Here is a 25,809-nt window from a genome sequence, read left to right on the forward strand (position 1 = left end):
GAAATGGACGCGGAACTGTGCGTTCCCGCCTTGAAGGCCGGCATCAACTTCATCCGGCTGGCGACGCCGACCACCGATGACAGGCGCCTGCCCAAGGTGCTCGAGAACACCTCGGGCTTCGTCTACTACGTGTCGATGACCGGCATCACCGGTTCGGCGTTGGCCGACACCACCAAGGTGGCGACGGCTGTCCAGCGCATCAAGGAGCACACCAGCCTGCCGGTCTGCGTCGGCTTCGGTGTCAAGACCGCCGAGCAGGCGCGCACCATCGGTGCTTCCGCCGACGGTGTCGTGGTGGGCACGGCGATCGTCAACGCGGTTGCCAATGTGCTCGGCCCGAAAGGTGAGAAGACCGCCGATCCGGCCGAGGCAGTGGCCACGCTGGTGAGCGGCCTGGCCCAAGGCGTGCGTTCGGCCCGCCTTGCTGCTGCCGAATAGTTTTCCTACCTCTTTCCAGACAAGCCCTATCAAACAAGGGCAGGAGCCGAAGCGATGAACTGGATCACCAACTTCGTTCGCCCGAAGATCAATTCGATGTTGGGCCGCAGGGAAGTGCCGGAAAACCTCTGGGTGAAAGACCCTGAGACCGGCGAGATGATTTTCCACAAGGACCTGGAAGGGAACCAGTTCGTCATCCCTTCCTCCGGCCATCACATGAAGATCTCAGCCAAGGAGCGGCTGAGATTCTTCTTCGATGACGGCAAATACGAGGTGATCGAGAACCCCAAGGTCGTCCTCGATCCATTGAAGTTCCGCGACGAGAAGCGCTACACGGACCGCCTCAAGGAGGCGAAGGCCAAGACGGGTATGGAAGACGCCATCCTCAATGCCACCGGCACGATCGAGGGGCTCCCCGTCGTGGTCACGGTGCAGGATTTCGCCTTCATGGGGGGATCGCTCGGCATGGCCGCGGGCGAAGCCATCATCCGCGCCTTCGAGGTCGCCCTGCAGCGCAAGCGCCCGCTGATCCTGTTTGCTGCATCGGGCGGCGCGCGCATGCAGGAGGGTATCCTCTCGCTGATGCAATTGCCCCGCACCACCGTTGCTGTCGATCGCCTGAAAGAAGCCGGCCTGCCCTATTTTGTCGTGCTCACCAACCCGACGACCGGCGGCGTAACCGCGTCCTACGCGATGCTGGGCGACGTGCACATCGCTGAACCCGGCGCACTCATCGGCTTCGCCGGCCCGCGCGTCATCGAGCAGACCATCCGCGAGAAGCTTCCCGAGGGCTTCCAGCGTTCGGAATATCTGATGGATCACGGCATGGTCGACATGGTCGTCTCCCGGCTGGACATGAAGAAGACCGTGGCTGACCTGCTCAAGCTGCTGCTCAAGCAGCCGGTGGAAAAGAAGGCCGTGGAGCCGGAAATCCTGCCGCCGGTCGTGGCCAAGCCGGAAGCGCGCCCGCAAGCGTAACCCTGTTCAAGTGCAGCGGGGAGCCTCCGCATGACCACACTCTCCGCCGAGCGTCAGATCGAACATCTGATGACGCTGCATCCGAAAGGCTTCGACCTTTCGCTGGACCGCGTCAGCCGCCTGCTGGAGCGGCTGGGCAATCCACAGGACAAGCTGCCACCGGTGATCCATGTCGCCGGCACCAACGGCAAGGGCTCCTGCGCGGCCTTCTCGCGCGCACTGCTGGAGGCGGCAGGCTATCGTGTGCATGTGCATACCTCGCCGCATCTGGTGAACTGGCATGAACGCTACCGGCTGGGTGCCGAAGGGGGCGGCAGGCTGGTCGAGGACAAGGTCTTTGCCGACGCGATTGCCCGCGTGGCGGAAGCCAATGCCGGCGAGGCGATCACGGTCTTCGAGATCCTGACCGCCGTCGGCTTCCTGCTGTTTGCAGAACATCCGGCGGATGCCGTCATCATGGAAGTCGGCCTTGGCGGCCGTTTCGATGCCACCAATGTCATCAAGCGGCCGGCCGTCTCGGTGATCATGCCGGTCTCGCTCGACCATGAAGCCTATCTCGGCGACCGCGTCGAACTGATCGCGGCGGAAAAGGCCGGCATCATCAAGCGCGGTTGCCCGGTCGTGGTCGGCGCGCAGGAATTCGAGGCCGCGCAGCTGGTGCTGATCGAAACAGCAGAACGGTTGCGGGCGCCACTCTCGGTCTATGGCCAGGATTTCCTGGCCTTTGGCGAGAATGGCCGCATGGTCTATCAGGACGGTGACAGGCTGATGGATCTGTCGCCGCCGCGCCTGCCCGGCCGCCACCAGTTCGCCAATGCCGCAGCCGCCATTGCCGCCGTCAAGGCCGCCGGGTTCGAGATCAGCGAACGTGATGCGGACGAGGCGATGACCAACGTGTCCTGGCCGGGCCGCATGCAGAGGCTGACGCAGGGACGGCTGGTGGAGCTGGCGCCGCGCGGCGCCGAGATCTGGCTGGATGGCGGCCATAACCCGGGCGCCGGCACCGTGGTTGCCGAGGCGCTCGCCGAACAGGAAGAAAAGACGCCGCGGCCGCTGTTCCTGATTTCAGGCATGATCAACACCAAGGACCAGAGCGGTTATTTCCGTGCCTTCAAGGGGCTGGCCAGGCATGTCTACACGGTGCCGGTCTCGATGAGCGACGCCGGCGTGCCCAATGACGAGCTGGCGGCGCGCGCGGCCGAAGCGGAACTGTCGGCGGAACCGGTCAGCTCGGTGGCCAGCGCGTTGATGCTGCTGCGCGATACCTGGGACGAAAAGGAAGTCCCGCCGCGCATCCTGATTGGCGGTTCGCTCTATCTCGCCGGTGCCGTGCTGGCCGAAAACGGCACCCCGCCGACCTAGAGCGTTTTTCAGTCATTCGCGGAAGCGCTCCAGCTCTTTGTCTCGACGCAATTTCGGACGGCAAACCGTTACGCGCTTTCCCTGAAATTGCTCTCGCTCTTTGTTTGACGCAATTTCGGACGGCAAACCGTTACGCGCTTTCCCTGAAATTGCTCGAGGGGCGGATCAGGCCGCGAGATGCAACGCAGCAGGCAGCGCCAGCGAAAGACCCGACAGGAAAAGCAGGACAAAGACGATCTTTCGCATCGTCTGTTGCGACAGTGACGGCGGCCAGCGCCGCGCCGCATAGGTCATCAACATCACCGCCGGAATGGCCAGAGCAAGCGCGACCGGCGACATGGACGGCAGGTTGCCGCTGGCCACCACCACGACAAGCCGGACGGCCTGGGCGGCTCCAAACGCGGTGACCAAAGTCTCGCGGATACGCTCATGCGGCAAGGGCTGGCGAAAGAGATGATAGACGAGCGGTGGGCCGCCGGTGGCAAACAATCCGCTCATCAGCCCCGAGATCAACCCGAAGCCGACAAAACTCGCGTCCGAAGAGCGTTTCTCCAGTCCAATCGGCCGCATGGCAAGCTGCAGACTGGACAACATGATGACCATGCCGAGACCAACCTTGAGCAGGTCCGCGCGCGTATCGGCCAGCCATTCCAGCAGCGCGTAGCCAACCAGCAGCGACGGCAGGCTCGCAAGCAGGATCAGCTGCAGCTCGCGCCGCGCAACCTCGCGCCAGCCGCCCTGGAGCAGCATCTGTGCGGCATTGACCAGGGTCAGCATGCCAACCATCGCAGCAGCGTCCGGCAGCGGCAGCAAGCCGACAAGCGCGATCGCGCCCATCATGACCAGACCGAAGGCAAACCCGGTCAGCGTCTGGACATAGGCTGCGACCGCCGCGCAGCCGACAAAAGTCACGAGCGGTCCTAAGCCCATGACGTCTCGTCGGCACTTTGAAGCCGGGCCGGTGCGGCGGGCGCCGCGGTGGCGCGGCGCAAGCTGTCCGAAGAAGCCACGATGCGTCTATTTCAGCTCGATTTCGATGAAGGCGTATTCGCCGTCATTGGCGTTGATGACGTCGTGCTCGACGCCTTCCTTGCGGAAATAGGGCACGCCCTTCTTCATCTCGCCGAAGCTCTCGCCATCCTTGGTCAGCAGCTTCACCTTTCCGTCCATCAGCGGCACGACGACATAGTCATGACCGTGGCGATGCCACCCGGTATTGGCGCCCGGCGCGAAGCGGTATTCGGTGACGATGACGCGTTCATTGTCGACGAAGACAGTGGCTTTGGCGGTTCCTGTCATGTGCTTTCCTCCCCAGAGCATTTTGTAGCGCTACAAAATGCGACGAAAACAAAACCCGGAGCGTTTCCGCGTTTCCGTGGAAAACGGGAACGCTTCAGGTGCAATTCCAGGAAAGGTTTTCCGTCCGGAATTGCGCAAACGCAAAAAATTGGAGCGTTTTCGCGTTTCCGTAAAAAGGAAACGCTCCAGGAACGAGGGAAAGCCAAAACATCATCGCATGCGAGAGCCAGCAAAAGGCTTTGGTGGGGGCAAACAAAAAGCCCGGCACAAGGCCGGGCTTTTTGTTCACTATCGTGACGAGATCAGGCGACGGCGCCGTTGATCCAGTGCGACAGCGCGGTCTTGGGCGCGGCGCCAACCTTGATGTCGGCCACTTCGCCGCCCTTGAAGATCATCAGGGTCGGGATCGAGCGCACGCCGAACTGCGCGGCGAGTTCCGGGTTCTCGTCGATGTTCAGCTTGGCGACCTTGACCTTGGCACCGAGTTCGCTCGCAATGTCTTCCAGCGCCGGGGCGATCATCTTGCAGGGGCCGCACCATTCAGCCCAGAAATCGACGACGACCGGCACATTGGCCTCAAGTACGTCAGCGCGGAAATTGTTGTTGTCGACCTTGACGGTGGCCATAGCCAAGTCCTTTCGGATGTTTCGTTGTGCTAGATGTGGTGCTGCAGGCAGCTCCATTCAAGCACAGTTTGTGTCACGCCTCGGTGAGTCGGGCAAGGGCATCGTCCATGGCCGCCGCCGGCAGTTCGATCAGGCGCGGCGCTTCGGTGAAGAGCAGTCCCGCGGCGATCTCCTTGCCGGGATAAAGCGGCTTGAGCAGCGCGCGATAGAGCGAGAGCTGCAGCACATAGGCCACCGGCACCTCGGCCAAAGTCGCGGGCGCCGGCCGATTGGTCTTGTAGTCGACGATGAAGACCCTGTCGGCGGCGACCGCCAGCCTGTCGATCTTGCCTGATATGATGCGCGGCTTGCCTTTCACCATAAGGCTGCCCATCACCGAGACCTCGGAGCGCGAACCTGGCGCAAACAGCGGAGCGAAAAGCGGATCGGCAAGGATGCTGGCGACGGAGATCAACGCCTGCTCGCGGTCGGCCTCCGTCCAGTCGCTGCCGGCGCGCGCCAGATAGCGACGGGCCGCGGCGGCATGCTGTTCTTGCGCAAGGTCGGGCAGCATCTGCAGCAATTTGTGCATGGCCAGGCCGCGCCGCACCGCCATTCCGGGCGCGCTGTCGGCATCCAGCACCGGCGAACGGCGGTCGGTGATCGGTTCCGTCGCATCGTCGATCAGCGCCGACGCGCCGGAGGGCGAGAGCGGCCGCGGCAGATCTTCGATCACCGGCAGCGGCTCGAACAGGGCCGCGGGGACCGAAGCGAGGATTTCGGCTTCGACCTGCTCGCCGGTTTCCACGGCGGCGAGTGGCGGAAACTTCGTCCACAGGAAGCGGAACACCTCACCTTCGTCGACCGGATGCGGGCGGCTCTCCGTCTCCTCGGCGCCGGAAAGTGCGCGCATCACCAGGGAATGCCAGGTGCCGGGACTGGGTGTGCGCTTGCCATGGTAGCCGCAGACGATCAGCCTGTCTTCGGCGCGGGTCATGCCGACATAAAGCAGCCGCCGGTACTCGTCGTCTGCAAGATCCCGGGCACGGGCCGCGACAGATTGGGAGAAACCGTTGGCGACTTCGGCATTGGATCGCCACAGGAAACCCTTGCCAAGCCAATGCTTGGCCGATCCGTCGAACGGCATCAGCCGCGGCAGATGCTGGTCGCTGAAGGGCGCGGCACCGCCATCGACCAGGAAGACCACCGGCGCCTCCAGGCCCTTGGCGGCGTGCACCGTCATGACCCGCACCTCGTCGCGGGTCTGGTCCATCTCGCGCTTGATCTCGGGGCCGGTGTTTTCCAGCGTCGACAGGAAGGCTTCCAGCCCGGGCAGTCCGGCGCGCTCCTCGGCCAGAGAGAAATTGAGGAACTCGTCGAGGATGTCGCCGGCCTCCGGTCCCAGCCGGGCGATCATCCTGCGCCTGACGCCATCGCGCGCGAGCAGCCCGGCATAGAACTCGAACACCGGCTTGAAAGCGACCTCGTTGGCCCAGGCGTCGAGCTGCGCCACAACCCTTGCCAGCGTCTCCTCGCTATCGGCACCGGCGCGCAGCGCCCTGTAGAGCGAGGTGCCCGCACTGCGATGCGCGGCAAGCTCGAACAGGGCGTCTTCGGGCAGGTCGAAGATCGGGCTGCGCAGCAACGCCGCCAGCGAAAGGTCGTCCTGCGACTGGATCAGGAAGCGGCCGAGCGCGACCAGGTCCTTGACCGCGATATGGCCCGGCAAGCTCAGCCTGTCGGCACCGGCGACCGGGATGCCTTTTTCCTTCAGGCTTCGCGACAGCGCGTGCACGAAGCGGTCGCGCTTGCGCACCAGCACGACGACATCGCCGGCCTTCAGCTTGCGGCCCTTGCCTTCAATGACGTCGCCGCTGTCGATCCAGCGCTTGACCGTCCTGGCGATCTGTTCGGCCAGGCGCACCGCCGGCGCGCTGACATGATTGACCGGCAAGGTCCAGTCGTCCGGCTCCTCGACCACATCCGCGCCGATCGACGGCCAGACCTCGACATAACCCGGCGCGTCGTTGCGGATCGCCTTGTGGTCGAGAGGATCGGGATCGTTGCTGATGCCGCGGCGCGTCTCGGGTGCGGCGAAGACGCGATCGACGGCCGCAAGCACATCGCCGGTCGATCGGAACGACCAGGTCAGCTTCAGATCGGCGAAACTCGCCTCGGCCTCGCGCACGCGGCGCGCGAACAATTGGCGGCTCTCGTGGAAAGAATCCGGCGCCGCTCCCTGGAAGGAATAGATCGACTGTTTTTCGTCGCCGACGGCAAAGACCGTTCGCCGCACCACACGGGCGCTTTCGCCGGCAAAGAATTCTTCGGCCAGCCGTGTGACGACACCCCATTGATCCGGGCTGGTGTCCTGTGCCTCGTCGAGCAGGATGTGATCGATGCCCTGGTCGAGCTTGTATTGCACCCATGGCCCGGCATCGGTGCGCGACAGCAGGCTGACGGTGCGCGTGATGAGGTCGTTGAAGTCGAGAAAGCCGCGCCCGCGCTTCAGCTTCTCGTAGCGACCGATCAGCCAGTCGGCGACCGTCAGGGCAGCGACGGTGCCCTCCAGCATGCGAAACAGCGCCAGCCGGTCAGCGGTCCGGACAATCGCTGCGGCAGCCGCTTCATACCGCTCGGCCAGGTCAGGCAGCCGATCGAGCAGCGCCTTCTTGAACGCCTTCAGAGGATCATAGGGGTCGCCGTCGGAACGCAGGAAACCTTTCGCCAGCAGCGGCAAGCGCCGCAGCGGATCCATCTCGCTGAATCCGAGCGCCGCATAAGGCACGATGTTGTTGAGCGCGGATCGGGCATCGGTCGCCTCGGCTGCCTGCACGAAGGACGTGAAATAGCCGGGCTCGAATCCCGGCAGCGGCCACAACGATGCGGCAATGCCAGCAGCCGTGTCGCCGGCCTTGAAACCGAACTCGTCGAAGAGCGGGCGGAAACCCTGGCCATCGATGGCATCGATGAACCCTCGCAGGCCGTCGCGCTTGCGCATGATTTCGGAGAGAAGATCGTCCAGCCCCTTCTCACCGCCGCGCTCCAGCACGGTGGCAAAAGCCTCGGCCAGTTGCACGCCGCCCGGCGCGCCGGCGCCGGTGATCATGTCGCGCCGGGCCTGAGCCAGCAGCGCCTGCTCCATCTGCGGATCGAGCATTTCAAAATGCGCGGCGATGTTGGCTTCCAGCGGGAACTGGTGCAGCACCGACTCGCAGAAGGCGTGAATGGTCTGGATCTTCAGGCCGCCCGGCGTCTCCAGCGCCTCCGCGAACAACCGCCGCGCCCGGCGCATGGTTTCACCGTCAGGGCGATGGCCGTCGAGCGCGGTGATCTTCTTCTCCAGCTCCGCATCGGGCAGCACCGTCCATTCCGACAGGGTCGAGAAGACGCGGTTCGACATGTTTGCCGCGGCGGCGCGCGTATAGGTCAGGCAGAGGATCTTGGACGGATCGGTGCCGCGCAACAGCAGGCGGATGACGCGCTGTGCCAGCACATGCGTCTTGCCGGAACCGGCATTGGCCGAGACCCAGGCGGAGGTGCGAGGATCCGAAGCACGTGCCTGGCTTTCGGCCGTCCCGGACGGAATGGGGTAGAGCTTCTTCACGCTTCCCCTCCCTCATCCGGACCATCGCCGCCAGCGGACCATTCGAGGACGCGGGCAAGATGATCGTAATCACCATCGGTCTCGCCTTCGCGGAAAGGCAGGGCCCGCGACAGATAGCCGGTCTGCGGATCGGCAAAATGAAGAAGCAGTTTCTCAAGCCGGACCCAGGCCTCCTCGCCGAGGTCGGACGCCGTGCGCGGCTTGCGGTTGTATTCGAGGATCGATTCCTGCTCGACCTCGCCATTGGCCTTGAGCCGGACGAAAGCGAGTTCGGCCGGCTCGCGCGCGCCGACATCGCGGAACGCGCCGCGCTTCAGCAGCGCCGCCTCCAGAGGCAGCTGCGGCGCCAGCAAGGTGTGCGCCTGCGCCTTCGACGGCGATGAGCCCGTCTTGAAATCGAGGATGTCGGCAAGACCGGCCGCGAGCAGATCGACACGGTCGGCGTAACCCGACAAGGTCACGCCGGACTGCCCGACGACCGTCTTCTCGGCGCGTTCTTCCGACTGCCGGCGCACGACGCTGTCCGCACGCGAGCGCTCCCAGTCGATAATGCCGGACGCCAGCTTTTCGAAGCGTGGCCACCAGACCGCCTCGACATCGTCCGGCAACGCTGCCTCGGCAAAGCAGGCGCGGCCGGCGTCGATGAGAACGGCAAGCGCTTCCGGCGCCCGCGGATCAGCCACCGCCTGCGAGAAGCGATGCAGGATAGCGTGGAAGAGCGTGCCGCGCTCGGCGGCGCCGGGGTCGCGGATCACCGGCTCCAGCGGCATCAGCTTGAGGATGCGCCGCGCATAGACGGCATAGGGATCGCGCCGCAGCGTCTCGATCTCTGTCACCGAGAAATGCTGCGGCCGGTTCTCCAGCGGCGGCTTGGGTTGCGGCCGGGACGCAAAATCCACCTTCGGGCCTGCATCGAGGGCTCTTGCCCAAGCCAACAGCTCGTTGCCACGCCGGCGCATCGGCTCCGCCTGTTCCTTGCCGACGAAGGTCAGCAACCTCTGCAGCCAGCGCGACGCGACAGCTGGCGCATCACCGGACCGCGCCGAGCGGGTGAGCACGACGCCTGGCGCCCCCATCGCCATCTGGAAATCATGCGCCGCCAGGCCGATGCGCCGCTCCGGCGGCTCCAGGTCGATGCCGGTCTTCATCAGCCGCGACATGAAGCGGTCGCCCTCTGGCTTGCGCGGCCAGACACCTTCATTGAGCCCGCCGACAACAAGTGTGTCGACATGCAGCAGACGGGCCTCCAGCGTGCCCCAGATGGCGATCGCCGCGTCGGCGCCGCGCGCCGGCTTGACCATCTCCGGCGCGATCAGTGCCATCGCCACGTCGGGCCATTCCTGCGGCGCCAGCGTAAAGACGGCATCCGCGCCGACGAGGCCGCGCAGCAATTCAGCCAGCTTTTCGCCGGCATCGCCATCATACAGAGCCGAAAGCGATCCGTTCTCGGAGCGGCCGAGCGCCTCCAGCGCCAGAACGCTTGCATGCACCAGCGAGGCGACGTCGCTTTCAGGCTCGGTGCGGCAGGCCGCGAGCGGCGCAATGGCGTCGGCCAGATGCGCAAGCAAGACCTGCGCCTCCTCGATGCGCTTCGCCGGCAGCCGCGACAACCAGAATGGCCGGCGTTCTGCTTCCTGCGCCTGCTTCCACCGGGCTTCGAACAGCTCGGCCAGAGAAATGAGGTCGGGCCGGCCAGTCCCACCCCGCAACGCGACCAGTTCGACGGCCTCGGCCGCCCGCCGCACGTCGGCGCGCGGCAGGCCGAGACCGAGCAGCGGATGCTTGAGCAGCGCCAGGATCGCTACCGGATCGCCCGGCCGCAGCACAGTGTCGAGTAGCAGCCTGAGCAGGCTGGCCGGCGGCGTGTCGGCCAGCGGCCTGCCGCCGGAATCGTCGGCAACGATGCCGAGCCGCAGCAGTTCGGCGGAGACGCGACGCGCCAGCGCACGATCGCCGGTGACAAGCGCGGCGCGCCGACCCGGGTCGACAACCGCGCGGCGCAGGGCAAGCGCGATGCAGGCGGCCTCGTCGCGTTCGTTAGCGGCTTCCACCAACGTCACATCCTGCAAGGCAGCTGCAATATCAGCCGTCTCGAAAACAGCTCGTGTCTCGGTCCACAACTCGGTGGTTTCGGCCGGCCGCAACGCCTCGGAGACCAGTGCGGCGCGCCGGTCCAGTGCCGCAACGGCCTTGCCGATTTCCTCGATGTCACCCCGCACCACGCCGATCCGGCCGATCAGCTTGGCGAGACCGTACTGCGGATGTCCAAGCAGCGCCGGCCGGGGGTTCGGTGCAGTAAGGATGTCGAAAGACGGCTGGTCCATTGCCGTGTCGAGACCGGGCAGCACCACGGCGCCATTGGGCAGGCCTGCGATCACTGCCAGAAGATCGGCCGTGGCGGGGATCGAACCGGTGGAACCCGCCGCGATCACCGGGCCAGCCGGCGGATTGCGCTTCAGGCGCTCCGCTTCCAGCCGGATCAGCGCGCTGCGGTGTGCGGCCGGATTCGAACGATCGCGTTCGAGCAGCACGCCCGGCCAGGCCTCGGTGACGATCTTCAGGAAATCCAGCGTCACCTGCCACCAGCCGGCGAGATTGCCTTCAACCAATCCGGCAAGCCTTGCCCAGTCGGAGCCCTCCGTTTCGATCTCATCCATCAATCCGGCCAGATCGCGCGCAAGCCAGACGGCGTCCGCCGCTGAAGCTGGAACAACGATCTCTTCGTCGAACAAAGCAGCGACATGGGCTGGGAGCTGGCGTTTCCAGGCACGCACCAGCGGCGCCAGCAGCAGAAGCCGCTCCAGCGCGGCGACCGGCGGCGCGAGGTCGATGGCGCCGGCGTCCTCGGCTTCCTGGTCGAAGGCAGCTTCGTCCTCGTCGAATTCGCCGAGCGGCTTGATGACCGGGAGGATGGCCGAGGCTCCGCCCAGACGCTCGGCAAAGACGCCACGCAGCGCGCGCGCAGCGCGACGCGTCGGCACATAGATGGTGGCACCGGCGAGAGCCAGGGGATCGCCGCGATGCCGAAAGCCGGGGATCAGGCGACCCTCGATCAGCGCATCGGCGAGCGTCGGCAGGAACGGCGAGCCGGACGCTATCGTAAAGACACGGGGCGGGACGCTCATTACTCGCTTGCGCGGGGTATGCCCGCGCGGGACTCGTTTGCGCGGGGCGCGTCCGCGAAAGCCCTTCTGACCGCCGCTTCCGCCGGCGCTATGGCATCGGGCGTGCCGACCGTGATCCAGTGGCCTTCCATCACCAAGCCGAACAGCCGCCCGGCCGCTATGGCGCGGTCGAAATAGGCGTTGAGCGAATGCGGCTCGGCCGAAGCGCCGGCAAACAGATCTGGACTGGCGATCGCAGCGCCGGCATAGATCACCCCGTCAGGGTCGCCGTTAGCGCGAGACAGCCGCCCGTCCGGCGCGATCAGGAAATCAGTGCCGCCCGAATGACCGGTGGTGGAAGGAAGTTCTGCCAGCATCAGCAGAATATCCATCGCCGAACTGTCCCAGGCAAGGGCGAGTCGTTCGAGATTGGGCTTGCCGGCATCGAGCCAGAACGTATCGGCGTTGAGAATGTAAAAGGGCCTGCCACCCAGTTCGGGCAGTGCCTTGACGATGCCGCCAGCCGAATCCAGCAGGCGCTCGCTTTCATCAGAGATGACGATCCCGGGTTCACGGCGCGCCGCGACATGGCGAACGATCTGATCCGGCAGGTAGTGGACGTTGATGACCGCCTTTTCGACACCGATCCGCTGCAGGCTGTCGAGCCCCCAGTCGAGCAAGGTCTTGCCGGCAATCGGCACCAGCGGTTTCGGAATCGTATCGGTGATCGGCCGCATGCGCTTGCCGAGCCCCGCGGCCAGCACCATCGCGGTGGTGGGATGTTCAGCAGCCATCAAACCGGCTCCTCGAGGACGCCGAGACGCTCGTAGAGCACCCGCACGTCAGCCAACGCCGGATGGACCAGGAGCCGGCGCAGATAGGCGCGGATTCGCGGCAGATGCTTGAGGTAAAACGGCTTGCCGTCACGCCGGTCGAGGCGCACGAAGATCCCCAGTATCTTCGAATGCCGCTGCGCGCCCATGATGGCATAGGCCTGTTCGAAAGCCGACGTGTCGAAATCACCGCCCACGGTACGGGCGGCGACATAGGCCTCGACGACAGCGCGCTCGAACGCTGGCTCTATGGTGACGCGCGGGTCCAGCGCCAGCGATGCGACGTCATAGGCCGAAGGCCCGATCAGCGCATCCTGGAAATCGATGACACCGAGCCGATCCAGACCGGTGCGGTCGCCGCGCCAGATGAAATTGGGAGATTGCACGTCACGCAACATCAGGGTCGGTTCGGCAGAGCCGAGGCGATCCAGCACGGCATCCCATGCGGTCCGAAACGCATTCCGTTCTTCGTCGCTTGCCGCATGCCCACGAATGGCGGGCAGATACCAGTCGATCAAAAGGTCCGCCTCGATCAGCATCGCGTCACGATCGAAGGGTGGCACGACATGGAATGTGTCGGGTGCAACAGCGATCCGGTCGGGCCAGCGTTTGCCGTGCATGAAGGCAAGCAGTTCGGAGACCACCGTGTATCGCTCGAGGATCGGCGCCCCATCCGAAGCAAGCAGCCCCTCGCTTCCGAGATGGTCGATGAGCAGGAAGCCGTTGTCGAGATCCTGTGCATGGATCCCGGGTGCCGCGATATCGGCGTCGCGCAACAGCCTGTCGACACCGACGAAGGCGGCAACGGTCTGCGCTGTGTGGGCGATCTCGGCATATGGCTTGCCGTCACGCACCGGCGGGCCGAGCACCAGTCGCGGCGAATTCATCAAAACGCGGGGGCCCTGGTCCGCCAGCGTGACGATTTCATAGGAGCGTGCCGAGGCATCGCCGACGAAATGGCGGCGCTGTGCCGCCCCCCAGCCGGAGCTCTGCAGGAAATCGCGCATGGCCAGGGATCGCGTTATGCGCTGGTGGCTGGGTCCGTCTCCCAGGATGCGCACGAGGCGGCCTTCATCCTGATGCGTGAGTTCGACGGTGATCGTCGTCGCCGGCAAGCGGTCGTCCGCCCGCTCGGGCCATTCGATCAGAGCCGCGCCATCCTTCAGCACATCCGGAAAGCCGAGTTCTTCCAGTTCCTCGGCCGAGGAGAGCCGATAGAGATCGAAATGATGCACCGGTATGCGCGTGTCGTAGCTCTGCACCAGGGTGAAGGTGGGGCTCGGCACTTCGAGCGCGGCGTCGTCGGCCAGCGCGCGGATCAAGGCTCGCGCCAACGTCGACTTGCCGGCGCCGAGGTCGCCATGGAGCGCCAGCACATCGCCGGGGCGCAAGGCCATGGCGAGATCCTCGCCGAGACGCATCGTCGCCGCTTCGTCGCCGAGAAACCGTTCCAGCATCAATGCTATTCGGCCGCTGCGCGGATGCCGGTGGGAGCCGCCGGAAACAGGCAGATCACCGTCGTGCCGCGGTTTTCACCGGTTTCGATACGCACGGTGCCGCCGTGCAGTTCCACGAAACTCTTGACGATGGAGAGCCCGAGCCCGGCGCCACGCCGGCGACCGCCGTTCACGCGCGGTTCAAAACGACGGAACACCGAATCGAGCACGTCCGGCGGCATGCCGGGCCCGTCATCATGCACCGAGAATTCGACGCCGTTGGTGGTTTCGCGGCAGGTCAGCGCGATGGTGCTCTTCTCGGGCGCATAGTTGGCGGCATTGCTGAGCAGGTTGTAGAGGATCTGCCGAACGCGGGTCTCGTCGCCGTGGAAGCTCTTGGGTGCTGCGGAGATGTCCACACCGAGCCGGATCGAATGCTCGGCCAGGCGGTCGGCCACCAGTTCCGCAGCAGCTGCGACGGTGCTTTCCACCCTGACCTCGGAAATCTCGAGCTGCATGATGCCGGCATCGACGGTGGCGAGGTCAAGAATGTCGTTGACGATGGTCAGCAGCACCGAAGACGACGAACCGATATGGTCGAGATATTCCTGCTGCCGGGTGTTCAGCGGACCGATTGCCGGCAAGGACAGCAGTTCGGTGAAACCGATGATGTTGGTCAGCGGCGAACGCAGTTCGTAGGAGACGTGCTGGACGAATTCGTTCTTCAGTTGATCCGACTTCAGCAGCGCGTCGTTCTTCTCCTTCAGGGCCCGTTCGACATTGACGCTGTCGGTGACGTCGACAAACGTCAGCATCACCTGTCCGTTCGGCAGGTGGATGACCGCGTAGCGCAGCGCGCTGCCATCCTCCAGCGTGACCTGGCCGTGACGGTCGCGGCGCTCGTCGTCGAAACCGGTGACGGCCGCGACAAAGCCCGTCCAGGGACCGTCCGCCGCGCGGCTGGCGCAGAGGTCGCGGATCAGCGAAACGTGGATGCCTGGTTGCGTGGCATCGCTCGGCAACGCCCACATCGTGGCGAAAGCCGGATTGGACAGCCGCAGCCGGCCGTCCGGCCCGAACACAGCGACACCCTCGGCCAGATTGTCGAGGGTTTCGCCCTGCACGCGCACAGCCGTCTGGTAACGGCTTTCGAGATCGATCTTTTCGGTCAGGTTCTCGAAGACCCAGGTGACGCCGCCCTTCGGCTGTGGATTGCCGACCACACGGATGGTCTTGCCGTCCGGCAGATGCCACCAGTGCTCGACCGGTTCGACCGAGCGGTATGCCGACAGCAGGCCTTCCTTCCAGCGGCGCCATTCCGGCTGTTCGGCAATCTTGCCTCCGCTGCGCAATCGATCGAGCAGCAGAGCATTGTCGGGCGTGCTGACGAGAAAGGCAGTATCCAGCCCCCAGAGCTTCTGGAAGGCCTGGTTGTAGAAGCGCAGCTTCTCATCGGCGTCGAATATCGCCACCGCGGTGTTGAGCTGATCGAGCGTGTCGGCATGGCTGCGCACGGTGCGCTCATACTCCTCACGCACGGTGTCGGCGGCACTGACGTCATAGGCAAGGCCAGCCGACCCTTCCGCGCTGGCGACATCGGTGACCGAAAAGACATGGCGGTCGCCTGCAATGACCGTCGACAGCGTCTGTTCGAACACCGGCCGCTGCTGGTGCTGGCTGACGATGGCGTCGCGCGCCTGCCCGCCGAGGAATTCGCGGCCATCCCGCAAAGCCGCTTCGCGATCATTGGCTTCGACCGCGCTCCAATAGGCGCGGTTCACCCATTTCAGGCGGCCGTCGACGCCGCGCAGCCAGAACGGCATTTTCAGCGCGTCGAACAGGCCGAGCATGGTGTCGTGTTCGGCGACGATCTGCTGGTGCTCCAGCCTGAGCCGGGCGAGATTGCGCTGCGTCTCGGACAGGGAGGTGAAACGCACGATGCCGTGCGCGGCATTCTTGCGCCCCTGCACGTCGAGCGGTGCGCCGGCCTGGGTTTCCGCGACGAGATCGAAAGAGGTGCCCTTTTCGCGCAAGGCGGCGATCGCATTTTCCAGTGCAGCCGCAGACCGTGGCATCAGCCAGCGCCCGAAAGCGAGGAAAGCGGCGCGATCGTCCGGCGCGCCGGTCTCGATCGGCAGGCCGCCCACGATATCCGGCTTCCTGTTGTCCGCCGACCAGACCACGACGCGCTGGTCGCGCAGATTGACCAGCGCTTCGGAGCGCTGGAGCGAAGCGTTGGCATCAGCCAGGCGAGCACGCAGGTCGGCATTTTCGGTCGCTGTGCGCTGGCGTTCGCGGATCAGAGCAATGGCGGAGATAAGGGCTGCGCCCAGGACGCCGACCGTGACGGCCAGCTGGATGACTTCAATAGTGCCTATCGGCACGCCGGAGGCCCTGATCGCGGTTTCCTGGGCCTGGACGGCAAGATTGCCGAAGGGAAAGAACAACGCCGTACAGCCAAGCAGGCGCGAGAAGCGCCGGCGCGGCGAAAGCCGACGGCCGGCTGCCGCGAGGCGATCGATGATCGCCGAATCCTGTTTGCCGCCGGTTACGGCCTGTCCCGCCTCGTGCGGGTCTTCCCCCGGCATATGCTGGTCCTCTCCGCCTGAATGCAAGCCGTCCCCGACCCGCCGTAGTCCCGAATCCGGAGCGCTGCGTGGCCCGTCCCGGACACGCAAAGAACGCCCCTTTACCGGAAACCCGCGCTTCATGCCGTGAGCCGGACCGGATCGCGGCCGCGCGCGAGCAGGAAGCTTCGCGAATCACCTGACAATACCCGCTCGTCGAATCGACGGGAAGGCGGCGATTCCGCAAAAATAAAGCCGGGCGAAATGTCAATCGCCCGGCCTCCATATGTTGTAGTAAGATCAGATAAGGTTAATAGCGGTAGTGTTCCGGCTTATAAGGACCCTGCGGCGTCACGCCGATATAGGAGGCCTGCTCGCCGGACAGCTCGGTGAGCTTTGCGCCAAGCTTGCCGAGATGCAGGCGAGCCACCTTCTCGTCGAGATGCTTCGGCAGCGTGTAGACCTTGTTTTCGTACTTGCCCGGCTGCGTCCACAGCTCGATCTGCGCCAGCACCTGATTGGTGAAAGAAGCCGACATCACAAAGCTCGGATGGCCGGTGGCGTTGCCGAGATTGAGCAGGCGACCTTCCGACAGCAGGATCATGCGCTTGCCATCCGGGAAGGAGATCATGTCGACCTGCGGCTTGACGTTGGTCCATTTGAGATTGCGCAGCGAGGCAACCTGGATCTCGTTGTCGAAGTGGCCGATGTTGCCGACAATCACCATGTCCTTCATGGCGCGCATGTGGTCGATCGTCACGACATCCTTGTTGCCGGTCGTGGTGATGACGATGTCCGCCGTCGGAGCAGCGTCTTCCAGCGTGACCACTTCGAAGCCGTCCATGGCCGCCTGCAGCGCGCAGATCGGATCGACTTCGGTCACCTTCACGCGGGCGCCGGCACCGGACAGCGAGGCGGCCGAGCCTTTGCCGACGTCGCCATAGCCGCAGACCACGGCAACCTTGCCGGCCATCATCACGTCGGTACCGCGGCGGATGCCGTCGACCAGCGATTCCTTGCAGCCATACTTGTTGTCGAACTTCGACTTGGTGACCGAGTCATTGACGTTGATCGCAGGGAAAGGCAGCAGGCCCTTCTTCTGCAACTGATAGAGACGGTTGACGCCGGTGGTGGTTTCCTCGGTGACGCCGCGGATCGCTTCGCGCTGCTTGGTGAAGAAGCCGGGGGATGCCTGCAGGCGCTTCTTGATCTGGGCGAAGAGGATTTCCTCTTCCTCGCTGCCCGGCTTGGACAGGACGTCCTCGCCAGCTTCCGCGCGGGCGCCGATCAGGATGTACATGGTGGCGTCGCCACCATCGTCGAGGATCATGTTGGAGACGCCGCCGTCAGCCCACTGGAAGATCTTGTCGGTGTATTCCCAGTACTCTTCGAGCGACTCGCCCTTGACGGCGAAAACCGGAATGCCGGTCTCGGCGATGGCGGCCGCGGCGTGGTCCTGCGTCGAGAAGATGTTGCAGGAGGCCCAGCGGATTTCCGCGCCGAGCGCCTTCAGCGTCTCGATCAGCACCGCGGTCTGGATGGTCATGTGCAGCGAGCCGGTGATACGGGCGCCCTTGAGCGGCTTCTTCTCGCCGAACTCTTCGCGGCAGGCCATCAGGCCCGGCATTTCCGTCTCGGCGATCTCGATTTCCTTGCGGCCCCAGCCGGCAAGCGAAATATCGGCGATCACATAATCCTTGCTACCCGTCATGGCAGTGCTCCGATTGATTTGGTGTGCTGACGCGTCCTGGCCGGATGGCACAAAAGGCGGACGCGACGTTGGCGACTGCCTAGCAGATCACGCCCAAACAGACAACGGGATATAAAGAAATCTTTATCTGCGCATATGGCGCAAGCTATGCGATGTTGGGCTCGACGACGGTCAGGGCCAGGTCGACATCGAGTTTTTCCAGCATCCGGCGAAAGCCCTCGACGGTATAGCTCGCGCTTTCGGAGACCAGCGCGACGGTACGCCCCGTACCGGTTCCTGGCATGGGCAAGGCCGCGACGACACTCTCTGCCGGATCAAGGAACGACCAATCCGGTCGAGCCCTTTCGAAGAACGGGCGCAGCCAAGGCAGATGCGTGCTCGAGAGAGTGAGCACGTCGATCGCCGGATGGCTTGCCGCAACCTCCGCCAGAAACCTGGAGACCGTCCATTGCGTTCGCTCGGGTTCGGTCAGGAAGGCGCCACTCTCCACCAGTTCGACCATGGCGGAGCCGTTGATCAGGGCGACACGATCGGGATTGGCTACCCGGTCGGCGACGAAGCGGGCCAGTTCCGGGCTTTCGACCAGCGAACGCACGCCCATAACGCCCACCCTGCCAGTGCGGCTGCCGGCAATGGCCTCGGCCAGCGGTGGCGCGACACCGAAGACGGGGACAGGGCAGGCCTGTTTCACGACGTCGAGCACCATGATCGAGGGAGCGTTGGAGGCCATCACGATCGCCTGCGGCCCATAGCCCAGCAGGAAACGGAGAGTTCCCCGCATGATTGACAGGAGTTGCTCGCGGCTTTTGTCGCCATAGGGAAAACGGGCCCGATCGGCGAAATAGACGATATCCCGCATGGGCTGATGACGACGGATGAGGTCAACGATCGCATAGCTGCCGATGCCGGCATCGAAAACCGCGATCGGTTCCGACAGGGACGAGCCCGGCAGGCCCGCCAAGGTCAGATCTCTTCGCCGAACTTCGAAGCGACGAGCTCGTCGAGCGCGGCGATCACCTGCGCTGCGTCGCGGCCCTTGGCCGAGACCCGGATCGAACAGCCGGGGCTGGCGGCCAGCATCATCAATCCCATGATCGAGGTGCCGCCGACCTTGGTGCCATCCTTCTCGACGTGGACATCGGCCTCGTAGCTGCCGGCCACCTGGACGAATTTGGCAGAAGCCCTGGCATGCAGTCCGCGCTGGTTGATGATCCGCATATCGCGGACAACATAGCCGGCATCGGAGGACATGGTGTTCATTTGCTGGTCAGGAGCTGGCTGGCGACGTTGATGTACTTGCGACCGGCTGCCTGCGCCTCGTCGAGCGCGGTGACCATATTGTCGCTCTTGCGGACACTGGAGAGCTTGATCAGCATCGGCAGGTTCATGCCGGCAATGACTTCGATGCGGCCTGCTTCCATGACCGAAATGGCCAGGTTGGAAGGCGTGCCGCCGAACATGTCGGTCAGCAGGATGACGCCGGCGCCGGTGTCGACGCGCCGTACCGCCTCGACGATGTCGCTGCGGCGCTGCTCCATATCGTCATCGGCACCGATCGCGACGGTTTCGAAATTGTCCTGCGGTCCCACGACATGTTCCACGGCAAGGCGGAACTCGTCGGCCAGTCGACCGTGCGTCACGAGCACGAGTCCGATCATTCTTTGGCGGCTCCCGTCATGGCCCCTTCACAGGCACATCTTATTCTCGCCATCTGTCCAGACGGCGGGAGCGCTATCTTGTCGACGCAAGTCGCGTTGACAAGCCCCAATTTGCGCCAGCGCGAGCCATTTTGACGCATTGCAGCATAAAAGTTCCGTAACGTCATCGAAAAGACGCGATCGCCAGCCGTGCCGAAATCGCGGCCAGCGCGGGGGTTACGTTGCGGGCAGCGACGTCGAGTCCGGGAATCTCGCACCCAGCGATGACGATCGCCGCATCGGCCTGAAAGCGCTGCATTTCCGCCTCCGGAACCAGCCGCACGCACAGGTCGATGACCGCTTCCCGCTCATATGAAATCGGCTGCGGCCCGATGCCCGCGACCTCGGCAAGCCCGGCAATGGTGGCCGGCGCGGCACAAAGCAGCCGGCCGTCATGGCTGGAAATGAACAGCTGGTCGTCGGCGACCAGCCTGGAAAACAGGCCCTGCCCACGAAAATGGTCGACCAGCGCCAGTGCCAGCGTCGATTTTCCCGAGCCCGATGCCCCGGTGATGAGAATACCGCGGTCTCCGGCCAGCAGAGCGGTGCCGTGAATGTTCGACGCAGGCCCTGCCTTGCCTCTTGCCAAAGCGCTCAGCCTTCGGCCGGCAGGGCGACGACGAAGCGGGCACCCCTGAGCTCACCCGGCTTGGTGCCCGGGATGTTCTCGGCGGTCAGGGTGCCGCCATGTGCCTCGACAATCTGCCGGCTGATCGACAGGCCGAGGCCGGAATTCTGCCCGAACGCCTCGCCGGCGGGCCGATCGGTATAGAACCGCTCGAAGATGCGTTCGATGTTCTCGGCGCGGATGCCTGGACCATTGTCGTCCACCGTCAGGATGTTGAACTTGCCCGAGCGGGCGAGCGACAGCGTGATCTGGCCATGGCCGTCGGGAACGAACGAACGAGCATTCTCGATCAGATTGGTGATGACCTGACCGAGGCGCAGGTCGTGACCCTGGACGTGGTAGCCCTTGGCGCCCTGCGGCAGCTTGGCGACCTTGAGCTCGATCTCGACCGACTTCTTGTGATGGGAGGCCTCGCGCGAAACGCTGACAAGGTCAGAGACGAACTGCTTGAAGTCGACCCTGGCCGCATCGTCGCGCGCCAGTTCGGCGTCGAGGCGCGAAGCATCGGAAATGTCGGTGATGAGGCGGTCGAGCCGCCTCACATCATGCTGGATCACTTCCATCAGCCGGCCGCGCGAGGTCTCGTTCTTGGCCAGCGGCAGCGTTTCGACGGCGCTGCGCAGCGAGGTCAGGGGATTCTTGAGCTCGTGCGACACATCGGCGGCGAAGCTTTCGATCGCCTCGATGCGGGCGTAAAGCGCGTTGGTCATGTCGCGCACCGCGATCGACAGATTGCCGATCTCGTCCTGGCGGTCGGAAAAGTCCGGGATCTCCTCGCGGTTCTTGATCGAACGGCGCACGCGCACCGCTGCCGCCGACAGCCGGCGCAGCGGATTGGCGATGGTGGAGGCAAGCAGCATCGAGAGGATCGCCGTCACCAGCGCCGCCACACCGAACACGCGCAGGATCGCCTTGCGTTCGGTCGCGACGATCTTGTCGATGTCGCCGCCTTCGGTGGAGAGCATCAGCACGCCGAGAACCGCCCGAGGGCGCTGGATGGGAACGGCGACCGAGACGATCTGCTCGCCCCGCTCGCTGACCCTGACAAAGGTGGATGGTCCGCCTGTCAGTGCTTTCATCACCTCCGGGAAGACGGTGCCGTTGCCGCCCGGCTGCTCCTTGTAGACCGGCAGCGAACGGTTGGAGAAAATATCGAAGACGAATTTCTGGGCGCGTTCGACGAGGCTCGGCTCATCATCCTCGATCGGCGGCAAATCGTAGCGCAGGACCTGCCCCTTTGAATAAAGGTGCCGGGAATCGAGCAGCAGGTTGGCGTCGCGGTCATAGATGCGGGCGCGGGTGCGGGTCGGCGAAATCAGCCGCCGCAACAGCGGCGCCACCCGCTCGGGGTTGATCGGAAAGTCGAGATTGTCGAGCTGGTCGGCGGAAGGACCAAGGCTTTGGCCGGCCTGCAGCTCGAGCAGCTTTTCCGGGTCGATGCGGATGGCATCCGTCTCGACCGTCGCCGAGGAGGCGACCGCGCCGGCGATGATCTCGCCCTGGGTCATCAGGCTTTCGACGCGCGCGTCGATCAGGCCGTCGCGGAAGGTGTTGAGATAAAGGATGCCGACGACCAGAACGGCCAGGCCGGCGAGGTTGAGGAACAGGATGCGCCGGGTGAGGCTGGAGAAGATGTGATGGCCGAGGAAACGGCGCATCGGCACCGTCACCCTCGACAAGGCCGCGGGCAGGACACGCGACGACCGCCGCGTGGCCGAAGGCCTGTTCCGCTCCACCTCTGCTGCCATCGGATCCCGGTTAATCTCAGGCTTCGCGGAACCGGTAGCCGACCCCGTAAAGCGTTTCGATCATCTCGAAGTCGTCGTCGACGACCTTGAACTTCTTGCGCAGCCGCTTGATGTGGCTGTCGATGGTGCGGTCGTCGACATAGACCTGCTCATCATAGGCCGAATCCATCAGCGCATCACGGCTTTTCACGACGCCCGGGCGCTGCGCCAGCGAATGCAGGATGAGGAATTCGGTGACGGTGAGCACGACGGGCTCGCCCTTCCAGGTGCAGGTGTGGCGCTCCTGGTCCATGACCAGCTGGCCACGCTCCAGCGAGCGCGACGCCTGCGTCGGCGCCTTGGCCGCCGCCTCACGGGCGCTGGTACGACGCAGCACCGCACGCACGCGCTCCACGAGAAGGCGCTGCGAGAACGGCTTCTTGATGAAGTCGTCGGCGCCCATCTTCAGACCGAACAGCTCGTCGATCTCGTCGTCCTTGGACGTCAGGAAGATGACCGGAAGGTCGGTCTTCTGGCGCAGGCGGCGCAGCAGTTCCATGCCGTCCATGCGCGGCATCTTGATGTCGAGGATGGCAAGGTTCGGCGGACGCGCCGCGAGCCCTTCGAGCGCGGATGCGCCATCCGTATAGGTTTCAACCCGGTATCCTTCCGATTCCAAGGCAATCGAAACCGACGTCAGGATGTTGCGGTCGTCATCGACCAGCGCGATTGTCGCCATTTCCAGCGGCTCCCTCATAAGCGGGTGTCCCTTCATACCGTAGGAAGGGGCTTTTGCAGGACAAATTGGGTACAAAATGTGGCACGCCGCCAGCCGTCCTACATCGGCTAAGCGCTCATGTCCACAACGAGCCGTTCGCCGTCACTTCGCCAAGATTGGACGAAGCACCCGGCCTGATCCTTTGCCTGCCCCCTGGGGACAACCAGCAAATTTTCCGCTTTTAAACGATTTAAACATCTTTCAAATTTTTTAAATCGATTAATGATTTGATATCGTTTGCTTTTTCTGATTTTGGCCATTTTCCGAAGCTTGGATCACCCGATCCTGGGGCAACCACCGAAGCTACAATCAACAGGGAGAATATCGATGGCGGAACGCGGCAAGCGTAACCCCGCATACGGACTCGACGCGATTGGCCTGAAGACCTCGGGCACGGTGCGCTACAATTTCGGGGCTGCCGAGCTCTATGAGGAGGCGCTGCGCCGCAACGAGGCGAAGTTGACCGCTCACGGTGCCCTGGTTGCCGAGACCGGTCAGCACACCGGCCGTTCGCCCAAGGACAAGTTCGTGGTGCGCGACGCCAAGACGGAAAACACCGTCTGGTGGAGCAACAACAAGGCCATTACGCCTGCCCAATTCGACACGCTGCTCGCCGATTTCCTGGCGCATGCGGCCGACAAGGATCTTTATGTACAGGATCTCGTCGGCGGCGCCGACACCGAACTCAGCCTGCCGACCCGCGTCATCACGGAATTCGCATGGCACTCGCTGTTCATCCGCAACCTGCTGATCCGTCCGGAGACGGAAGCGCTGGCCAGCTTCCTGCCGAAGATGACGATCATCGACCTGCCATCCTTCCGCGCCGATGCGGAGCGGCATGGCTCGCGCACCGAGACGATGATCGCGCTCGACCTGACGCGCATGATCGTGCTGATCGGCGGTACTTCCTATGCCGGCGAGATGAAGAAATCGGTGTTCACCGCCCTCAACTACCTGCTGCCGGAACAGGGTGTCATGCCGATGCACTGCTCGGCCAATGAAGGCCCCGATGGTGATGCCGCCGTGTTCTTCGGCCTGTCCGGCACCGGCAAGACCACGCTGTCGGCCGACCCGTCGCGCACGCTGATCGGCGACGACGAGCATGGCTGGGGGCCGCACGGCATCTTCAACTTCGAAGGTGGCTGCTATGCCAAGACCATCAAGCTGTCGGCCGAGGCCGAGCCGGAGATCTTCGCCACCACCCGGCGCTTCGGCACCGTGCTGGAGAACGTCATTCTCGACGAGCAGCGCGTGCCGGATTTCGACGACGGCCGCCTGACCGAGAACACGCGTTGCGCCTATCCGCTGGACTTCATCCCGAACGCCAGCGCCAGCGGCCAGGCCAATCATCCCAAGAACATCATCATGCTGACGGCCGACGCCTTCGGCGTGATGCCGCCGATCGCCAAGCTGACGCCGGCGCAAGCGATGTACCACTTCCTGTCCGGCTACACCGCCAAGGTGGCCGGCACGGAAAAGGGCGTGACCGAACCAGAGGCGACCTTCTCGACCTGCTTCGGCGCACCGTTCATGCCGCGGCATCCTTCGGAATACGGCAACCTGCTGCGCGAACTGATCGCCCGTCACGGCGTCGACTGCTGGCTGGTCAACACCGGCTGGACGGGCGGCGCCTACGGCACCGGCCGGCGCATGCCGATCAAGGCGACCCGGGCACTGCTCACCGCCGCGCTGAACGGCTCGCTCAACCAGGCTGCGTTCCGCACCGATCCGAATTTCGGCTTCGAAGTGCCCGTGGCCGTGGACGGCGTCGACAGTGCCATCCTCGACCCGCGCTCGACCTGGGCCGACAAGGCCGCTTATGACCGCCAGGCGGCCAAGTTGGTCGGCATGTTCATCGACAATTTCGGCAAGTTCGAGGACCACGTCGATGCCGCCGTACGTGGCGCGGCGCCGCGCGTTCAGGAAGCAGCAGAGTAAGCTCCGCAAGGCTTCCTTTAAAGTTTCTGCCTCCAACGGGCCCGACCTCGGTCGGGCCTTTTCTTTTTGCTGCCGCCGCGCCATCACTGTGTCATGGCAAATGACGAGATTATCAGGGTCAGCGCAGAGGCGATCATCCACCCGGACGACCTGGAAGAGAGTTTCATCCGCTCTTCCGGTCCTGGCGGGCAGAACGTCAACAAGGTTGCCACCGCCGTGCAACTGCGCTTCAACGCAGCACTCGCTGGCGGCCTTTCCGAGCGCGTGCGCGACCGCGTCATCCGCTTCGCCGGCCAGCGCGCCACCAAGGACGGTGTCATCGTCATCGAGGCAGGCCGCTTCCGCACGCAGGAACAGAACCGCGCCGATGCACGCTCCCGGCTGACGGCTTTGGTGGCCAAGGCCGCTGAACCACCGCCACCGCCACGCAAGAAGACCAAGCCCAGCAAGGGCGCGGTCGAACGGCGGCTGAAAAGCAAGGCCGGGCGTTCCACGGTCAAAAGGCTGCGTGGCAGGGTAGGCGAAGAATAACTGTCTCGTTCCCCAACGTGACTTCCCATCGACGCTTTCAGATGCAAAGTTGGCGCTCCCGCTCAACAGGCATGGAGGCCTCCCAATGGGAATTTTCGATTTCGTCAAGGGCGTCGGCAAGAAGCTCGGCATTGGCGACGATGAGGAAACAGCACCAGACGCCGGCACGCTGAAGAAGGAGCTGGATTCGCACAAGCTCGGCACCGATGGCGTGCAGGTCGAGATCAAGGGCGACACGGCAGTGCTGAAAGGCGAGGTCAAGGACCAGTCGATCTTCGAGAAGGCGGTGATCGCCGTCGGCAACACGCTGGGCGTTTCGAAAGTGCAGGCCGACGAGCTCAAGGTCGGTGCCGATACCGCCACCGCCGCACCCGCCAAGGCGCCTGTCTTCTATACCGTGAAGAAGGGCGACAATCTGTGGAAGATCGCCGAGGCACAGTACGGCAAGGGCCAGGGCGCCAAGAACCCGCTGATCTTCGAGGCCAACAAACCGATGCTCACCCATCCCGACAAGATCTACCCGGGCCAGGTTCTGCGCATTCCTGAGCTTTCCTGATCCGGCCATACGGA

21 protein-coding genes are annotated in these 25,809 nt (G+C 64.3%); 6 read left to right on the forward strand and 15 right to left on the reverse strand.

Annotated elements, in window-relative coordinates; genetic code table 11:
* From AC3WTO_RS29090 to AC3WTO_RS29100, 3 genes are all read left to right on the forward strand, one after another.
* Positions 1 to 438, forward strand: a 438-nt coding sequence (locus AC3WTO_RS29090) for a tryptophan synthase subunit alpha (RefSeq protein ID WP_492464556.1), incomplete at its 5' end; no start/stop codon positions are given.
* Between the two features lie 54 nt (positions 439 to 492).
* On the forward strand, positions 493 to 1,416 hold the full coding sequence (accD, locus tag AC3WTO_RS29095) for an acetyl-CoA carboxylase, carboxyltransferase subunit beta (RefSeq protein ID WP_492464555.1): 924 nt from the start codon (positions 493 to 495) through the stop codon (positions 1,414 to 1,416).
* Positions 1,417 to 1,446: 30 nt separating this feature from the next.
* Positions 1,447 to 2,778: a bifunctional folylpolyglutamate synthase/dihydrofolate synthase gene (locus tag AC3WTO_RS29100; RefSeq protein ID WP_492464554.1), complete on the forward strand. Its 1,332-nt coding sequence runs from the start codon at positions 1,447 to 1,449 to the stop codon at positions 2,776 to 2,778.
* A gap of 165 nt (positions 2,779 to 2,943) precedes the next feature.
* On the opposite strand, the gene AC3WTO_RS29105 is transcribed toward AC3WTO_RS29100, so the two are convergent.
* From AC3WTO_RS29105 to AC3WTO_RS29175, 15 genes are all read right to left on the reverse strand, one after another.
* The gene (locus tag AC3WTO_RS29105; protein WP_492464553.1) at positions 2,944 to 3,708 is read right to left on the reverse strand and encodes a TSUP family transporter; all 765 of its coding nucleotides are present in this window, start codon (positions 3,706 to 3,708) and stop codon (positions 2,944 to 2,946) included.
* 87 nt (positions 3,709 to 3,795) lie between these two features.
* Positions 3,796 to 4,077 (reverse strand): cupin domain-containing protein, encoded by a 282-nt coding sequence (locus AC3WTO_RS29110; protein ID WP_492464552.1) that lies wholly within the window; start codon positions 4,075 to 4,077, stop codon positions 3,796 to 3,798.
* Positions 4,078 to 4,379: 302 nt separating this feature from the next.
* Positions 4,380 to 4,703 carry a thioredoxin gene (gene trxA, locus AC3WTO_RS29115; protein WP_024924257.1) on the reverse strand — a complete coding sequence of 108 codons (324 nt, stop codon included), beginning with the start codon at positions 4,701 to 4,703 and terminating at the stop codon, positions 4,380 to 4,382.
* Positions 4,704 to 4,776: 73 nt separating this feature from the next.
* On the reverse strand, positions 4,777 to 8,289 hold the full coding sequence (gene addA / locus AC3WTO_RS29120; protein WP_492464551.1) for a double-strand break repair helicase AddA: 3,513 nt from the start codon (positions 8,287 to 8,289) through the stop codon (positions 4,777 to 4,779).
* Positions 8,286 to 11,414 (reverse strand): double-strand break repair protein AddB, encoded by a 3,129-nt coding sequence (addB, locus tag AC3WTO_RS29125; RefSeq protein ID WP_492464550.1) that lies wholly within the window; start codon positions 11,412 to 11,414, stop codon positions 8,286 to 8,288. The genes addA and addB overlap by 4 nt, the downstream gene beginning before the upstream one ends.
* The gene (locus tag AC3WTO_RS29130; RefSeq protein ID WP_492464548.1) at positions 11,414 to 12,187 is read right to left on the reverse strand and encodes a nucleotidyltransferase family protein; all 774 of its coding nucleotides are present in this window, start codon (positions 12,185 to 12,187) and stop codon (positions 11,414 to 11,416) included. The genes addB and AC3WTO_RS29130 overlap by 1 nt, the downstream gene beginning before the upstream one ends.
* Positions 12,187 to 13,683 (reverse strand): tRNA (adenosine(37)-N6)-threonylcarbamoyltransferase complex ATPase subunit type 1 TsaE, encoded by a 1,497-nt coding sequence (gene tsaE, locus AC3WTO_RS29135; RefSeq protein ID WP_492464547.1) that lies wholly within the window; start codon positions 13,681 to 13,683, stop codon positions 12,187 to 12,189. The genes AC3WTO_RS29130 and tsaE overlap by 1 nt, the downstream gene beginning before the upstream one ends.
* Before the next feature lie 5 nt (positions 13,684 to 13,688).
* Positions 13,689 to 16,250, reverse strand: coding sequence for a sensor histidine kinase (locus AC3WTO_RS29140; protein WP_492464546.1), 2,562 nt, complete (start codon positions 16,248 to 16,250; stop codon positions 13,689 to 13,691).
* Between the two features lie 289 nt (positions 16,251 to 16,539).
* Entirely contained in the window at positions 16,540 to 17,940 is a 1,401-nt protein-coding gene (ahcY, locus tag AC3WTO_RS29145; protein WP_492464545.1) for an adenosylhomocysteinase, read from the reverse strand.
* Positions 17,941 to 18,085: 145 nt separating this feature from the next.
* Positions 18,086 to 18,901: a glutamate racemase gene (locus AC3WTO_RS29150; RefSeq protein ID WP_492464544.1), complete on the reverse strand. Its 816-nt coding sequence runs from the start codon at positions 18,899 to 18,901 to the stop codon at positions 18,086 to 18,088.
* A gap of 2 nt (positions 18,902 to 18,903) precedes the next feature.
* Positions 18,904 to 19,200, reverse strand: coding sequence for an HPr family phosphocarrier protein (locus tag AC3WTO_RS29155; protein WP_492464543.1), 297 nt, complete (start codon positions 19,198 to 19,200; stop codon positions 18,904 to 18,906).
* Complete coding sequence (locus AC3WTO_RS29160; RefSeq protein WP_492464542.1) at positions 19,197 to 19,598, reverse strand: PTS sugar transporter subunit IIA; 402 nt, start codon at positions 19,596 to 19,598, stop codon at positions 19,197 to 19,199. Before AC3WTO_RS29160 ends, AC3WTO_RS29155 begins: the two co-directional genes overlap by 4 nt.
* Positions 19,599 to 19,761: 163 nt before the next feature.
* Entirely contained in the window at positions 19,762 to 20,226 is a 465-nt protein-coding gene (locus tag AC3WTO_RS29165) for an HPr kinase/phosphorylase (RefSeq protein ID WP_492464541.1), read from the reverse strand.
* 5 nt (positions 20,227 to 20,231) lie between these two features.
* Positions 20,232 to 22,013 (reverse strand): stimulus-sensing domain-containing protein, encoded by a 1,782-nt coding sequence (locus AC3WTO_RS29170; protein ID WP_492464540.1) that lies wholly within the window; start codon positions 22,011 to 22,013, stop codon positions 20,232 to 20,234.
* Between the two features lie 16 nt (positions 22,014 to 22,029).
* A complete protein-coding gene (locus tag AC3WTO_RS29175) occupies positions 22,030 to 22,731 on the reverse strand; it encodes a response regulator transcription factor (RefSeq protein ID WP_492464539.1) in 702 nt (233 codons plus the stop codon).
* Positions 22,732 to 23,097: 366 nt separating this feature from the next.
* Here AC3WTO_RS29175 and AC3WTO_RS29180 point away from each other — a divergent pair, with 366 nt between their 5' ends.
* The 3 genes from AC3WTO_RS29180 to lysM all read left to right on the forward strand — a co-directional run bounded on the left by AC3WTO_RS29180 (position 23,098) and on the right by lysM (position 25,795).
* Entirely contained in the window at positions 23,098 to 24,708 is a 1,611-nt protein-coding gene (locus tag AC3WTO_RS29180) for a phosphoenolpyruvate carboxykinase (RefSeq protein ID WP_492464538.1), read from the forward strand.
* A 93-nt stretch (positions 24,709 to 24,801) separates the two neighbouring features.
* Complete coding sequence (gene arfB, locus AC3WTO_RS29185; RefSeq protein ID WP_492464537.1) at positions 24,802 to 25,239, forward strand: alternative ribosome rescue aminoacyl-tRNA hydrolase ArfB; 438 nt, start codon at positions 24,802 to 24,804, stop codon at positions 25,237 to 25,239.
* A gap of 85 nt (positions 25,240 to 25,324) precedes the next feature.
* Positions 25,325 to 25,795: a peptidoglycan-binding protein LysM gene (lysM, locus tag AC3WTO_RS29190; protein ID WP_492464536.1), complete on the forward strand. Its 471-nt coding sequence runs from the start codon at positions 25,325 to 25,327 to the stop codon at positions 25,793 to 25,795.
* Positions 25,796 to 25,809: the final 14 nt, after the last annotated feature.

This window comes from Mesorhizobium sp. EU05-FHT14A09, from assembly GCF_058790995.1.

Bases quoted from the DNA above. Each gene is read 5' to 3' on its own strand.
- lysM (WP_492464536.1), top strand. From the start codon at position 25,325: ATGGGAATTTTCGATTTCGTCAAGGGCGTCGGCAAGAAGCTCGGCATT.
- AC3WTO_RS29105 (WP_492464553.1), bottom strand. From the start codon at position 3,708: ATGGGCTTAGGACCGCTCGTGACTTTTGTCGGCTGCGCGGCGGTCGCA.
- AC3WTO_RS29160 (WP_492464542.1), bottom strand. From the start codon at position 19,598: ATGATCGGACTCGTGCTCGTGACGCACGGTCGACTGGCCGACGAGTTC.
- AC3WTO_RS29175 (WP_492464539.1), bottom strand. From the start codon at position 22,731: ATGGCGACAATCGCGCTGGTCGATGACGACCGCAACATCCTGACGTCG.
- AC3WTO_RS29110 (WP_492464552.1), bottom strand. From the start codon at position 4,077: ATGACAGGAACCGCCAAAGCCACTGTCTTCGTCGACAATGAACGCGTC.
- addB (WP_492464550.1), bottom strand. From the start codon at position 11,414: ATGAGCGTCCCGCCCCGTGTCTTTACGATAGCGTCCGGCTCGCCGTTC.
- arfB (WP_492464537.1), top strand. From the start codon at position 24,802: ATGGCAAATGACGAGATTATCAGGGTCAGCGCAGAGGCGATCATCCAC.
- AC3WTO_RS29100 (WP_492464554.1), top strand. From the start codon at position 1,447: ATGACCACACTCTCCGCCGAGCGTCAGATCGAACATCTGATGACGCTG.
- trxA (WP_024924257.1), bottom strand. From the start codon at position 4,703: ATGGCCACCGTCAAGGTCGACAACAACAATTTCCGCGCTGACGTACTT.
- AC3WTO_RS29180 (WP_492464538.1), top strand. From the start codon at position 23,098: ATGGCGGAACGCGGCAAGCGTAACCCCGCATACGGACTCGACGCGATT.
- ahcY (WP_492464545.1), bottom strand. From the start codon at position 17,940: ATGACGGGTAGCAAGGATTATGTGATCGCCGATATTTCGCTTGCCGGC.
- accD (WP_492464555.1), top strand. From the start codon at position 493: ATGAACTGGATCACCAACTTCGTTCGCCCGAAGATCAATTCGATGTTG.
- AC3WTO_RS29155 (WP_492464543.1), bottom strand. From the start codon at position 19,200: ATGAACACCATGTCCTCCGATGCCGGCTATGTTGTCCGCGATATGCGG.
- AC3WTO_RS29170 (WP_492464540.1), bottom strand. From the start codon at position 22,013: ATGGCAGCAGAGGTGGAGCGGAACAGGCCTTCGGCCACGCGGCGGTCG.
- AC3WTO_RS29130 (WP_492464548.1), bottom strand. From the start codon at position 12,187: ATGGCTGCTGAACATCCCACCACCGCGATGGTGCTGGCCGCGGGGCTC.
- AC3WTO_RS29140 (WP_492464546.1), bottom strand. From the start codon at position 16,250: ATGCCGGGGGAAGACCCGCACGAGGCGGGACAGGCCGTAACCGGCGGC.
- tsaE (WP_492464547.1), bottom strand. From the start codon at position 13,683: ATGCTGGAACGGTTTCTCGGCGACGAAGCGGCGACGATGCGTCTCGGC.